Annotated in this window: 11 protein-coding genes and 1 pseudogene; 8 read left to right on the forward strand and 4 right to left on the reverse strand. The window is 58.2% G+C overall.

Annotated elements, in window-relative coordinates; genetic code table 11:
• The first annotated feature begins 318 nt into the window (after nucleotides 1–318).
• Nucleotides 319–1,200, forward strand: a complete 882-nt coding sequence (locus tag GR197_RS21220) for an alpha/beta hydrolase (protein WP_141335767.1) — start codon at nucleotides 319–321, stop codon at nucleotides 1,198–1,200.
• Between the two features lie 132 nt (nucleotides 1,201–1,332).
• Here the strand turns inward: GR197_RS21220 and GR197_RS21225 are convergent, their stop codons facing one another.
• The 3 genes from GR197_RS21225 to GR197_RS21235 form a co-directional block, all read right to left on the reverse strand.
• Nucleotides 1,333–2,838 carry a PQQ-dependent sugar dehydrogenase gene (locus tag GR197_RS21225; RefSeq protein ID WP_141335768.1) on the reverse strand — a complete coding sequence of 502 codons (1,506 nt, stop codon included), beginning with the start codon at nucleotides 2,836–2,838 and terminating at the stop codon, nucleotides 1,333–1,335.
• On the reverse strand, nucleotides 2,838–3,275 hold the full coding sequence (locus tag GR197_RS21230) for a DUF2231 domain-containing protein (RefSeq protein ID WP_141335769.1): 438 nt from the start codon (nucleotides 3,273–3,275) through the stop codon (nucleotides 2,838–2,840). The genes GR197_RS21225 and GR197_RS21230 overlap by 1 nt, the downstream gene beginning before the upstream one ends.
• Nucleotides 3,276–3,426: 151 nt before the next feature.
• Complete coding sequence (locus tag GR197_RS21235; protein ID WP_141335728.1) at nucleotides 3,427–4,536, reverse strand: LacI family DNA-binding transcriptional regulator; 1,110 nt, start codon at nucleotides 4,534–4,536, stop codon at nucleotides 3,427–3,429.
• A gap of 16 nt (nucleotides 4,537–4,552) precedes the next feature.
• Here GR197_RS21235 and GR197_RS21240 point away from each other — a divergent pair, with 16 nt between their 5' ends.
• The 4 genes from GR197_RS21240 (at nucleotide 4,553) to GR197_RS21255 (ending at nucleotide 8,515) form a co-directional block, all read left to right on the forward strand.
• A complete protein-coding gene (locus GR197_RS21240) occupies nucleotides 4,553–4,696 on the forward strand; it encodes a hypothetical protein (RefSeq protein WP_164013049.1) in 144 nt (47 codons plus the stop codon).
• A gap of 165 nt (nucleotides 4,697–4,861) precedes the next feature.
• Nucleotides 4,862–5,824: a sugar-binding protein gene (locus GR197_RS21245; protein ID WP_141335729.1), complete on the forward strand. Its 963-nt coding sequence runs from the start codon at nucleotides 4,862–4,864 to the stop codon at nucleotides 5,822–5,824.
• Between the two features lie 82 nt (nucleotides 5,825–5,906).
• On the forward strand, nucleotides 5,907–7,448 hold the full coding sequence (locus GR197_RS21250; protein WP_141335730.1) for a sugar ABC transporter ATP-binding protein: 1,542 nt from the start codon (nucleotides 5,907–5,909) through the stop codon (nucleotides 7,446–7,448).
• Between the two features lie 41 nt (nucleotides 7,449–7,489).
• On the forward strand, nucleotides 7,490–8,515 hold the full coding sequence (locus GR197_RS21255) for an ABC transporter permease (RefSeq protein ID WP_141335731.1): 1,026 nt from the start codon (nucleotides 7,490–7,492) through the stop codon (nucleotides 8,513–8,515).
• 371 nt (nucleotides 8,516–8,886) lie between these two features.
• Here GR197_RS21255 and GR197_RS21260 read toward each other — a convergent pair whose 3' ends face one another.
• Nucleotides 8,887–10,029, reverse strand: coding sequence for a helix-turn-helix domain-containing protein (locus GR197_RS21260; RefSeq protein ID WP_141335733.1), 1,143 nt, complete (start codon nucleotides 10,027–10,029; stop codon nucleotides 8,887–8,889).
• A 620-nt stretch (nucleotides 10,030–10,649) separates the two neighbouring features.
• Between GR197_RS21260 and GR197_RS21265 the strand changes: the two genes are divergently transcribed.
• The 3 genes and pseudogenes from GR197_RS21265 to GR197_RS21275 form a co-directional block, all read left to right on the forward strand.
• Nucleotides 10,650–10,850, forward strand: a complete 201-nt coding sequence (locus tag GR197_RS21265; RefSeq protein WP_003591985.1) for a hypothetical protein — start codon at nucleotides 10,650–10,652, stop codon at nucleotides 10,848–10,850.
• A gap of 308 nt (nucleotides 10,851–11,158) precedes the next feature.
• Nucleotides 11,159–12,391, forward strand: a complete 1,233-nt coding sequence (locus tag GR197_RS21270; protein WP_141335770.1) for an HlyD family secretion protein — start codon at nucleotides 11,159–11,161, stop codon at nucleotides 12,389–12,391.
• Nucleotides 12,373–13,668, forward strand: a pseudogene (locus tag GR197_RS21275) (glycosyltransferase); the annotation flags it as partial. The gene GR197_RS21270 and the pseudogene GR197_RS21275, both read left to right, overlap by 19 nt.
• Nucleotides 13,669–13,793 lie beyond the last annotated feature (125 nt).

Genomic DNA, 13,793 nt, shown 5'->3' on the forward strand with positions numbered 1-13,793 from the left:
GATCGCTGTCGTGCGGCGGGATTCTGTCCGGTTGAGACAGGTCTTCTGGCCATATCGGCTTATCGACCTCCCTCAAGACACTTCGCCCGTTGATCCCATCAATTTGGGAAGGCGGATGATGTTGTAGCGGCCATACGCCGCCGAGCGATCTTGCAGCGTTTATCCAGGTTCATTGCGCTTTCCTTGCGGGTGATAAATCATTTACCCATCGCAAGTCAGGCTTCATCCTTGACCCACCCTTCAAAAGCAACCAATGAACCGCACCGACATCAATTTTCTTTCCCCTATCCTCTTGTGCAACCATCAGAAAACCTTCCCATGACTAATCCTGTCAGGGTCTATTCCATGCCCGGAACATGTTTTTTCGATCTGGCTCCGGCTGCGGGCGGCGAGCCTTATCGGATATTCCTGTCCATTCCCGCGGAGAGACCGCCGACGGAAGGATGGCCGCTTCTCGTCATGACCGACGGCAACGCCACGTTCCCCTTCGCGGTGGCGAGCCTTGTCACGCAGGCACCTTATCCTACGGGTACGAATGTCGGTTGGGGGGTGATCGCGGCGATCGGCTATCCCACAGACGAGCCTTATGATCCACTCCGCCGGTCTTGGGACCTCGGTCCTCCGCCGGTCAAATCCTACCCGCCCTTCGTTGAGGGCGGTCCCCCGGTTGCCATTGGAGGAACCGACAAACTGGTGGATTTCATCGAGAACGAGTTGATACCGCGGATTGCGGAGATGGTGACACTGGATCCGCTGCGCCGATCGCTTTTCGGGCATTCCTTCGGCGGTCTCTTTACGCTCTATGCCCTGTTCGAGCGTCCAGGTCTGTTTGCCAATTGGATTGCGGCCAGCCCAACCATTTATTGGGAGAACAGCGAAATCCTCAACAATGAGGCGCAGCGTCAACTCATCCCGGGAAATTCCGCCTTCCTACATTTGTCCGCCGGAGAATATGAAGGTGACGAACTGGCCCCCTTTCAGTACCGGAACGAGGATGCCGCCATACGTCTGGAGAAGAGAAAGACGGAGCGGACGATCCTCCTAGCGCAGGATATGGCGGAGCGATTGAACAACACTACCGACGGGTTGCGTGCGGAATTCGAACTCTATGCCGGCCAGACCCACATGTCCGTTCTTGCAGCGGCCGTGAACCGTGCAATTGGTATCGCGTTCGCAGTCGATGGTTTTGCGGTCAGCTGAGGCCCTCACGCAGCGATATTTGCTGCAAGTCATCGGTCCGGTCGCTCGGAAGGGTTCGCGGTTCCGGGATGCCCATGCTTAAAAACTAAAAACTAAAGCGCGTTGCATGGATCAAGTTTGACGCGACGCGCTTTAAGGGCCGGCAGCAGGGGCGATCTGCATTTGCGCAGGGGATGGGGCAGTCGAACCGGTCATTTCCGTCCCGATGCCTGGATCTGTATTGGAGGTCTGACCGGCTTTCGTATCAGTCGAGACTTGCGAGTTTACTGAGACCTGGTCTGTGCCGATAGGCTGGGGCGAAATCTTGCCGTCGGACGAAGCAACGCGCCAGACGGCATTGCCGGCGTCATCGGCTACGAGGAGGGCTCCCGTCCCATCGATCCCGACGCCGACCGGCCGTCCTCTCGCCTGGTCGCCGTGGATAAAGCCTGTGACAACGTCCTGCACCTTGCCGGATGGCTTGCCGTTTTCGAATGGCACGTACACCACTTTGTAGCCGTTGAAGCTGTCCCTGTTCCAACTGCCGTGCTCTCCGATGAATGCGCCGTTGGCGTAGGCGGTTGGAAGTGCCGAATTCATTGAGAAGGCCAGTCCGAGTGCTGCGACATGGCTTGACAGGGCATAGTCGGGTGGGATCGCCTTTTCAACCATGTCGGGCCGCGGCGGATGCACACGCGCATCGACATGTTTTCCATAATAGCTCCAGGGCCAGCCGTAGAAGCCGTCTTCCTTGACCGACGTCATGTAGTCGGGAACAAGGTTCGGACCAAGTTCGTCGCGCTCGTTGACAACGGCCCACAGCGCGCCGGTCTCGGGATTGAAGGCCAGGCCGTTCGGATTGCGCAAACCAGAAGCGAAGACACGCGCGGCACCGCTCTGCCGATCGACCTGCCAGATGGCTGCGCGACCCTTCTCGGCTTCAAGACCGTTCTCGACAATATTGGAATTCGAACCGACCGATACATAGAGCATCTGCCCATCCGGGCTGAGCGCCAGATCTTTTGTCCAATGGTGATCGATCGGACCACCTGGAAGCGGGGTGAGAACTTTCGGCTGCGCAGTGATTTCATTCTGCCCGAGTTCATAGGGGTAGGCGAGGATGGCGTCCGTAGAAGCGACATAGAGAGTGTTGTCGATCCACGCCACGCCGAACGGCGAATCCAGCTTCTTCAGGAGGTCGTGCTTCTCATCCACCGTGCCGTCGCGGTTCGTGTCACGCAGCAATGTGATGATGTTACTTTCTCTCTTCTCACCGCCACCGCTGCCATGAGCGATCGACATGATCCAGCCTCGAATGAAATCTTTCGGCCGTGAGGTCGGTTCAACAGATGGTCCGCGGGACTGGATCACCAGCACGTCGCCGTTCGGCAAGGTGTGGATCGTCCGAGGGTTGGCGAGGTCCTTGACATAGGCCGTGATCTTCAAGCCATCCGGTGCGGCCGGTGCCTCGCCATCTTTCCACCCGACGACCTCCGCCACTTTCAGGTCGGGGAGCAGGGAGAAGGCCGGATCCGGAAGGACCGGGTTCGGTCCAATCTGTTGAGACATGTCAAAATTTCCGCTTTGCGCGTAAGCGGCAAGGCCCGCGGTCACAGAAATCGACAGAACCGAAGCGCCGAGGATTTGGGACTTCATCATCATATCCTCCAGGCCAGTCTGGCATATTTGCGGGCAGAAACGGCTGCGGCCATCAGGCACAACAGAAAGGTCGCTGCCGAGAGCATCAGTCCATACGGAACCACGGCGGTCCAGCCATCGCCCGCATGGATAAGGCTGTTGGCAAAGGCGAGTGCCAGTACGATCAGGTAGAGGAGGGAAGACAGGACGGGAGGCCGTAGGGGGCGGGTGCGAGGACGCATCAGATCCATCAAACCAGCCGGGACCGCGAGCGCACCGAACACCAGTCCGGCGAATAGCAACCAGGCGGAGAAGTTCTGCCACATTAAATTGCCGCTCTGCCAAAAGGCGATATCGGTCACGAGTGCGAGCGTGAAGCAGACGAAGGGAAACGGGACAAAGAGCGACTGTATCGGGTATGCGGCCGCATCTCGGTCACTGGAGGAAAGTATAGCCATGGCCCGCTCCGTGGGACAGAGTGCTTTGGAGATGCTTACCAAACCGCGGCCGCAGGAGATGGTTCCGTGCTCATGGAACGCTGCGGCATTGCCCAGGCGAAGTTGATCGACTGCAGGCCGGTATTCTCCGACCGCTGCGCCAATCGAAATCCTATGGCGAGGAATGGACGCCATCGAGAACCTGCCGTGCCTCGGTCCGCGGCGCGGCGACGGAATGACGCTTGACGAGCGAGCATTCGAGCTTGGCAATAGGATAACGTTTGCCCGGCATGGTTTCCGGATTGAGATGTTCGATCGCCCATTGACCCATGGCAAGATGTGGAAGGACCGAAGTGGTCAGTGGGGGGACGAGATGCCGTGAAATTTCTTCGTCGTCATAACCCACCACCGACATGTCCTGGGGAATGCGAAGCCCCGCATCCTTAAGCGCTTCGTAGCACCCGATGGCGGTGCGGTCGTTCTGGCAGAAGATCGCGGTCGGAGGCTCTTTCAGAGCCAGCAGTTTCATCGTGGCGGCGTAGCCGGCACTGGCCGACCAGTCGCCTTCGATGACCAATTCCGGATCGAAGGGGATATCGGCGGTTGCCAGCGCCCGGCGATATCCCGTCAGCCGGTCCTGCGCGGCTTGCATCCAGATTTCACCGGTGATCGTCGCGATGCGATGATGCCCATGGGTGATCAGATGTCGGGTGGAGCTCTGCCCTCCGGCGATCTCGCTCGGCACCACGGCGGGAAAAGCATGGTCCGCCGTATAACAATTCAGCAGGACCGTCGGGATGTTGAGCTTGCTGACATAGGAAGGAAGCTCTACCTGGCGGGTATAGATCGTCATATAGATGAGCGCCGAAATGCCGCCGCTCGTCAACGCCTGGATGGCTTTCGGCTCCATGATGGGATCGCTGAGCGTCTGGGTTACCAACAGGACATTGCCGGCGTTCCAGGAGGCTTGCCGCGCGCCTTCGATTGCAACGATCGCTTCCGGGCTGGTGGCGAGTTGATCCACGGCAAAACCGATCACATTGTCCAGTCCCGAATAAGAGGCCTTCGTCGTATAAGTCGGCCCCGTGTAGCCGAGTGTGCGCGCAACCTCCCATACGCGGTCGCGGGTTTGCTGCGAGATACGGGTGCCGGGCGTGTCGTTGAGAACGAAGGAGACGGCCGCCTGCGAGCAGCCGGCGGCGGCGGCGATATCCATCATCGTCACGCGGGCAGGCTTGTCCGCGGCGGGCTTATTGCTCTTTTGGGTTTTGGGTTGTCGCATTCGCGGAAAACTGTCTTTGCCTGAATTTGCCGTTTTGGTAATTACTATTAGCATCCATCTGAAAGCGCTGGCAATTGCATCAATTGCTGCAACGCCGCCAGTTACTGGTAATTGCCAGTACAAAATTGCTTCTGTGCCGACGCACGATGAAATGTTTTGATCTGGATTGATAATACTATTTACTAATTAAAATTCTTCTATACCGTCACGGAGCGATCGGAACCAATGCCACTCGTCGCTTTGCGGCGGCCCTGGGAGGGGGCGCATCCGGCCGGCCGTGAGTCGAAAACGGGCCCATGCACTGCGGCCCCTCGGGAGGTGTATTATGAAACAGCTGAAACGCAATGCAGCGTTGTTCTTCGCCGGGTTGATGATGAGCGCGGCCCCGATTGCCGTATCCCATGCCGCCGACAAACCGACACTTGCATTCGTCGTCAACGGAGCGTCCGACTTCTGGAAAGCCGCAGAAGCGGGTGTGAAGAAGGCGCAGGCCGAAATGCCCGACTACCAGATGGAGCTGAAATACCCTGAGCAGGCGGCTGTCGCCATTCAGCAGCGTCTCATGGAAGATCTGGTCAGCGCCGGCGTCAAGGGGATCATGGTCTCCGCTGTCGATCCCAAGACCCAGACGGACGGTCTGAACAAGATCGGCTCGCAGACGGCGCTCTTCACCACCGACAGCGACGCGCCGAAGACCAACCGCGTCGCCTATATCGGCTCATCCAATGTCGATGCCGGGATGCAGGCCGCCGAAATCGCCAAGAAGGCGATGCCGGACGGCGGCAAGTGCATCGGCTTCGTCGGCCTGCTCGGTGCCGATAATGCCAAGGAACGTATCCAGGGCATGAAAGACGGCCTGAAAGGCACGAAAATCGAGCTGACAGATGTACGCGGCGACGATATCGACCAGACGCGTGCAAAGAAGAACGTCGAGGATGCGCTGGTGGCGAGCCCCGACGTCACCTGCATGGTCGGCTTCTATTCCTACAATACGCCGCGCATCTATGAGGCGCTGCGCGACGCCGGCAAACTCGGCCAGATCACCGTCGTCGGCTTTGATGACGATCCGATCACGCTGGGCGGCGTCAAGGAAGGCACGATCGCAGCAACCGTCGTGCAGCAGCCGTTCGAATGGGCCTATCAGGGCATGAAGCTGATGGCCGCCTACCTCAAGGGCGACAAATCAGGCGTTCCCAGCAACGGCTTGATCATCATCCCGACGGTGATCATCGGCAAGGATGACGTTGACAAGTATGCCGCCAGCCTCAAGGCTATGTCTGGAAAATAACCCTCTTTCGCGGCGGCGGCATGCGCCGCTGCCGCGATAGACGTCTTATGCCGACACCCGCATTAGCTGCCATGGACAGGCGATGAACCATAGCTCCGACATCCCGTCACCGGACCCGCTTGCAACGCCGTTCCTTTCGCTTTCCGGCGTTGGCAAGACTTATCCGGGCGTCGTGGCGCTCGAGGGCATGTCGCTCGATATCATGCCGGCAGAGGTCATCGGCCTCGTCGGCGAAAACGGCGCCGGAAAATCGACGCTGATGAAAATCCTTGGCGGCGTGATCGCACCCGATCGAGGCACGATCCTGCTCGATGGTGCGGAGCTTCGCTCCCTGACTGTGGAATCGAGCATCTCATCCGGCATCGCCTTCGTGCACCAGGAACTCAATCTCTTTGAAAACCTCGACGTTGCGGCCAATATCTTTCTCGGCCGCGAACCGCTGAAGGCGGGACCTTTCAAGCTCGTCGATCGCGATCGGCTGCGCGACATGGTGAAGCCGCTGTTGAAGCGCGTCGGGGCGCATTTTACCGCCGACACACCGGTTGCGTCGCTTTCCCTTGCCGAGCAGCAGATGGTGGAAATCGCCAAGGCGCTGTCGATCAACGCCAGGCTGGTCATCTTCGATGAACCGACTTCCAGCCTGCCGCTGGCCGAAACCGAGCGGCTTCTGAGCATTATCAAATCGCTGAAAGCAGACGGCATCAGCGTCATTTTCATCTCGCATCGCCTCCACGAGGTTGAGCGCGTCGCAGACCGGGTCGTCGTCCTGCGCGACGGTACGCTCGTCGGCACGCTCGCGAGGAAAGACATCGGCCACGATCAGATGGTCAAGCTGATGATCGGCCGGGTGCTTGCGGCCCGAACCGCAAAACCGCAGCGCGCGCCGGGCTCGGTGGCGCTGAAGGCAAGCGGCGTGCGCACCGAAGCTTATCCCGGCCGTCCCGTCGATCTGGAAATCCGCTATGGAGAAATCATGGGGCTTGCTGGCCTCGTCGGGTCCGGCCGCACCGAGCTTGCAAGGGTCTTCTTCGGCATCGACCGGAGCTATGGCGGAAGCATCCTGCAGGACGGACAGGAAATTTCCGTCCGTTCCGCCCGCGACGCCGTCGCTCGCGGCATTTTCCTGGTGCCGGAGGATCGCAAGCGCAACGGCATTCTTCTCGATTTCCCGATCGCCCAGAACATCACCCTTGCCGATCTTCCCAAGCTTTCCAGCCGCTTCATGCTGTCTGCCGAACGGGAGACGGCGGCGGCCGAAAAGCAGCGGGTTCGGCTGGCGATCAAGGCGCCCTCCGTTTCGACGCGAACCGGTACTCTGTCCGGCGGCAACCAGCAGAAGGTCGTGCTTGCCAAATGGCTGTCGATGAGCCCGAGGGTGATGATCTTCGACGAGCCGACGCGCGGCATCGATATCGGCGCCAAGAACGAGATTTACGGCCTGATGCGAGCGCTGGCCGATGCCGGGGTGGCGATCCTGATGATCTCCAGCGACATGGAGGAGGTGATCGGCGTTTCCGACCGCATCGCCGTCATGCACGAGGGCCAGATCGCCGGCATATTGGAAGAGGACGAATTCAGCCAGGAAAACGTCCTTTTGCTTGCGGTCGGCAAAAGCGTAAAATAGCGGCTGCGGCCAATATACAAGTATCGGGGAATGGATCTCGAATGGTCAAAAAAGATCTCGGACTGCTGCTGTTGATTGTCGTCGTCGGCATCGTCGTCGCCGTCATCAATCCGCGCTTCCTGCTGCCGATCAACCTGGCCAACACCGCCAACCTGATCGGCCTGTTCGGCATCCTGTCGATCGGCCAGGCCTTTGTCATCATTACCGGCGGTATCGAACTTTCTGTCGGCTCGCTCGTCGCACTTCTCGGCGTGCTGTTCGTCGACTTCATTGCCGTCCAGGATATGTCATGGATGTTGGCGCTGCCGCTCATTCTCGCGCTTGGCGCGATGATAGGGGGCGTCCACGGCTGGCTGATCACCCGGCTCAATCTGCAGCCCTTCGTCGTCACTCTCTGCGGCCTGCTGATTTATCGTGGGGCAGCCCGCTTCTACACCGCCGACGGAACGGCGGGCTTTGCTTTCGGCCAGAATTTCCCAGAGCTCGAATTCCTGACCGCCGGACGGTTCTACGGTGTTCCCAATAGCTTCACCGCCCTCGTGATCATTGCGGTGGTCATGTGGATCATGCTGCATCGCTCGGTCTTCGGGCGTTATCTCTACGCGATCGGGAAGAATGAGGAGGCGGCCCGCTATTCCGGTATTCGGACCAGCCGCATGATCATGTCGGCCTATGTCATCTGCGGGCTGCTGACGGCGCTTTCGGCGATTTATTTCGCCATGTACACACGCTCGATCTCGCCGGCGAGCCATGGCCAGTTCTACGAACTCTACGCGATTGCCGCCGCCGTCCTCGGCGGCTTTTCGCTGCGCGGCGGCGAGGGATCGATCGTCGGCGTCGTGCTCGGCACGGTCCTGCTCCAGGAGCTGCAGAACCTCGTCAATCTGCTTGGCATCCCGTCGTCGCTGAATTTCGCCGTCATGGGCGGCGTAATCCTCATCGGCGTCCTGATCGACCAGCAATGGCACGCCATCCGCGCAAAGCGCCGCGTCGTCTCTGCCGCCCGGCAGACCGAAACCCGTCATTCGAGCGAAGGCAGTTTGCCTGTGGCTGCCAATCAGGATTAGGTCATCCGCTGCAAATCGCGCTCGCTCATCGTTATCAATCCCATCTGCAATCTCCGCCGTCATCAAAACGGGGAGAGTGTGACATTCCAACTTTGCAGAAACACGACATTCCAGCTTTGCGGCCACAAATAATGTCAAAGCCGGTTAGAGATGCGACACTGGCACTGTTGATCAGCCCCCGATCCGACCGGCTGGACTGTTTGCCAGGGAGGAGCGGGGCGGGTGAGGAATTGCTTCTTCGGCTTCAGCTTTGAAACGGTGAATGCCAGTTCATTCGGCCGCCTCCCCTGCGGTGCGATGTCGAAAATCATCTGACCGAGGTGTCCTTGGGTGGATATCAGACTGAGTTGAGGAAGGCTTAGCCCACCGCATCAACGTGCGAGCGTTAGCCAATCGCCGATCGTTGTCCCAAAACGCCGCATGGAACGTGTTGCGGGGATGGCGGGGTGCTCGGTTGCTAGGGTCTTTCTGACTTCACGCGGGCTGAGCCCGAACTCATGGCTGAACGCGCGCGTAAAATTGGCTGCAACGTCGAAGCCGGCGGCCTCGGCAATCTCCGAGATCGGCCTGTTGTCGGAGGGGTTGGTAAGATCCGCATATGCCTGCAGCAATCGACGTTTGCGAATGTAATTGAAGACGCCCCCGCTCGTTTCGAACAATTGGTAGAGCCGCGTCCGCGAGATACCCAGCGCTCGGCACATGACGTCAGGCGTCAAGCTATCGGAATGAAGATTGAGGTGAATATAGCGATGCGCCCGCTCCATCAGCCCCATATTGGTCTGTTCCTGACCGCGATCCAAACTTGCGGACGATGCAGCGCATGCAACGACCATATCGCCGATCGTCCGTATGATCCGCGGCACCTCCTCCACCGTCAAATTGCCGAGGTTGGCTTCCAGGCCGTCGATATAGCTGACGAGCAATTCGGCGAGGCTCCCGGAGAGGGCGATGTTGTGGGCGTTCTGCAGAAGGGGCGCATCACGGGTCAACAGTTCATAGGGCAGGAAGACGAGCACCGCGGCTGAATCGGTCATCCGCCCACGGTAGGGATAACCGAGAGACCTGAAAAATATCTCACCCGGGCCGGTCTCCGTGACATGGCGATTGGCCTCGGTCCAGGCTCGGCCGCTGCGAAGTACGCCGACGTTCCAGTGATCGATTGGGCTCGACCGCAGCATGGCCTGATCGCGAATATAGCTGCATGCTTGCACGCGCTGCTGGACGATGAGGATATCGCCGAGATGCCAGCCGGTCTGTTCCGCGAGAAAACCGTCGTCCTCAGATTGTCCGTTCGGCAGATGAACATCCACAAGCGGCGCCATATGTGATCGCCAGGACTGGAATTGTTCTTTCGGCGGCAGGTCTCGCGTCGAAAACCGCAACGGCACCAATGCAGGCGGAACGTCCACCCGATGTTCTTTCTGCGGGGACGGTTCGCGCGGCCAGCGCCGCCGCTCCAGGTGGGCCGGCCATTCCTTCCCAGCAGCGGGGTCATCCCCAGACTCCGTAACCATCGTATTTCTCCAGCGCATTAGCCGGCTGAAACGTCCCCGCAGCCCATCCGATAAACCGAATCGACTGAAGTCCTACGTGCATAAGCTACTTATCATATTCCTATACGAGCAGAAATGGACGGACCGATAATTTTCGGGATGTGGCGATAACGACAATTGCGTCCTGTTCCGATATTTAAATGAGCAAGGGTTAGTTCCGAAGGACGGTTGGAAAGCCCAACTACTCACTTGCCAGTGCAATGCAGTTTCAAAGCACTCTCAACGTGAAAGACACTAAATCACAACAAAATATGCAAGCAGAGGAGGATAGGTCGTGAACTATCGGGGCAATATTCGTGCGCGCTTTGCGCGAGCATCGGCTTACGACAGGCATTCCTATCCGCATAACTGTCAGGCGCGAGGAAAAATTCCTATCGCCAATCGTGCGGGTTTCCTCTGCTCACCTTCTTGCGAGACGCTCCTGAGGCCGGACATCGGCAAATAGGCGCGCGAAGGGGTTGCGCGCAGGCCGAGGCCGTCTGTGTCGATGCGTAATAAGGCCGACGCTTGCACGCAACCCTTACCCTATCCACCCATTGGCGAATTGTGTGACGCTGCCCATTGGCAGAACGGAGGCTAAGATGACGACCGCATGTGATGAGAAACAAATCGAATTGAAGCCGATTTCGAGCTGCAGACGAGAGGTCGAAGTCGCAATGGTGGAAATGCTCGTCAGTTTGCAGAAACATGGATGGTCGGCTGCGGAATTGGCATTGGAGCTCGCAGATGCCTCCGAAGATCTCGTCATGCTGATCGCGACCAAAAAGCTTCGGCCGAATTAGAAAAACGATCGCGTGGAATTATTCTGTTTTTGTCTTGATGCGATGGCAGCATTGTCAGGCGCGGCGCAGTGATTTCCAATCACGTCAGTCGCCGCGCCTGAGATCGCTTGACCATTCCCTGCGCCAATCGACACGATGCCAGGCCTATGCCGGCGGCATTTCGTCCAGAGCCGAACTGTTTCTGCTGCAGGCTTGCGACCATCACTTGTCTAAAAATTTCAATGCGCTAAAATATGCAAGAATGAGTTGCATCCGGACCAGCTCGATTGGGACGGATGACTGCAGAAGCGATACCTTCGGATGCCAATATGATCTGGAATCATCGCATCACACGCATCGTTGTCGGCCTACTGCTGCTGACACTGGTGACCGTCGTTTCATTGCCGACGATTACCGGCTTTACGAGCCTTGATGGCACGGTCAATGCGCGGTTTGCTGTCGTTAATGCCCCAATCGACGGCACGATTGCGGAAGAACCCCTCAAGGTCGGCAGCCCGGTCAAAGCGGGACAATCCCTCGCAGAAATCAGAAATACGCGCGTCAATCGTGCAATCCTCGCCTCGCTCGAGGCAGATCGCAACACGGCGCTCGACCGCGTCGCAGCACTTAAAAAGGAACGCGAGGAGCTCTCCGCGCTTCGCGAGGAATTATCTGGCAGATTGGAAGTCTACAAGCAGACCACCATTGCCAATCTCGAACGCGAAGTCGAAATCCTGCGGAAGAAAGTTGAGGTGTCGCAAGCTCAGGATCTGGTCGCCCAGGTCGACCTGAGCCGCCGGATGCAGCTCGAGTCAAAAGGCATTCTGACGCAGAAGCTGGTTGAGGCTGCGCGTGCGGCCGGCGCTGCGACCGGCGGCGAGGTCGAGATCAGCAATCTGACTGTCGATCAATTGCAACAAAGGCTCAATGCGGTCCGGCAGGGTATCTTTGTCTTCGGCGACGGACAGAATGACGTGCCTTATTCGCGACAGCGTGAAGACGAGGTTGTCGTTCGCATCAACGACTTGAACTCACGCATAGCGGAAAACGAGACGCGAGCGACCGAAGTTCAAAAGCAGCTGGTCAAAGAGGCGAACCGCGTCAGCAGCCTTGAATCCGCAACCGCAATAGCGCCGTTCGACGGCGTTGTCTGGGCCAGGAGTATCGTCAACGGTTCCAACGTCGTGCTGAATGACGAGCTGATGCGCCTCCTCGACTGTCGGGAGCTGTTTGTGGATATCCTTGTTCCCGAGGTCAACTATGACGAGATCTATCCGGACCTTGTTGCGCAGGTGCGCTTGTTCGGCCGCAGCGATGTCTTCAAAGGTACGGTCATTTCCGTCAGAGGCAGTTCGGCTTCGGTCGAGACCGATTCCTTTGCCGCCAGTTTGCCGCCGTCGACACAACGCAACGCCCGCATTCGGGTTCGCCTCGATCCATCCTTCATGAACGATGACTTTGCGAACTCCTGCCAGGTAGGGCGCACAGTGCAGGTACGGTTTTCCAAACACGGTATCGACGTATCCAACTGGGTCAAAAGCCTGTGGTTCAGTATCTTGTAGCGCTGGTTCCGACCTTTCTCGTTCTGGCCTTCTTTTTCCTGGGGCCGTTCAATTGGTCGCGCCATCACACCTGGACACGGGCGGTGACCTGCGCGTTTGTCGGTGCATTCGCATTGCGATACATGTTCTGGCGCTTGACGGAGACTGTGCTTCCCTATCCCGACGGCGGTCCGAGTTTCTACTGGGTCTGGATCCTCTTCATCGTCGAGATTCTGGCCTGCGTCGAAGTCATCCTCTTTCTGGTATTGATGAGCCGCTACGTCGACCGCAGCGCGGAAGCGGACAGGCTGGCACGCGTTTTCTTTGCGCGGGAGCAGTGTGAACTGCCGACTGTCGATGTTTTCATTCCGACCTATAATGAGCCGCTCGACGTCCTCGAGCGAACCATCATCGGCGCCCGCTCGCTGGATTATCCTGCCGACAAATTGAATGTGTATGTGCTTGACGATCAACGCCGGGATTGGCTGAAGGCCTATTGCCAGGAAAAGAACGTCATCCACGTCACGCGCGGCGACAACAGCCATGCCAAAGCAGGCAACATGAACAACGGGCTGAAGGTCAGCTCGGGCGAGTTTATTGCGATCTTCGACGCCGATTTTGTGCCCTATCGGCATTTCCTTCGCCGGACGCTGCCCTTCTTTTCAGATGACAGCATCGGCATCGTCCAGACACCGCAACATTTCTTCAATGTCGATCCGGTGCAATCAAACCTTGGCCTGGAGAATATCTGGCCGGACGAGCAGCGCTTGTTCTTCGACGAGATCGCGCCCAGCCGAGACGCCTGGGACGTCAGTTTCTGCTGCGGGTCATGCTCGATTGCCCGCCGCGATGCCGTCGACGCAATAGGCGGATTTCCGACGGAGTCGATCACCGAAGACCTGCTGACAACGCTTTCGATGCTCAACAAAGGCTACAAGACGCGCTATCTGAACGAGCGGCTATCGATGGGGCTGGCCGCCGAAAACCTGACCGGTTATTTCGTGCAGCGCGAACGGTGGTGTCAGGGGGGTATTCAAACCCTTTACCTCTATAATGGCCCACTGCGCGGCCCGGGATTGACGCTCTTTCAACGGATCATGTTCCTGCCGGCGTCATGGCTGGTGCAGTATCTGGTCCGCTTCACGATATTGCTCGTCCCGATCGTCTATCTCTGGTTCGGCCTGCTCCCGCTCTATTTCACCGACATAGCCGATTATGTCTCTCATCAGGTGCCGCTGCTGGCCGCGTATTTTCTGCTGATGCTGTGGATCACGCCGACGCGCTATCTGCCTGTGATGTTGATTTCCACTGAGAGCTGACCCGGCGCAGCCTAATATTTCCATTGAGAATTGACCCATGTTTCAACCGTCCCTCGCATGTTTTCAGCGGGGGCTCTGGAGTGATCGACATGGCATTACTGAGC

It is taken from the genome of Rhizobium phaseoli, from assembly GCF_010668805.1.
GTDB classification, from domain to species: domain Bacteria; phylum Pseudomonadota; class Alphaproteobacteria; order Rhizobiales; family Rhizobiaceae; genus Rhizobium; species Rhizobium phaseoli_A.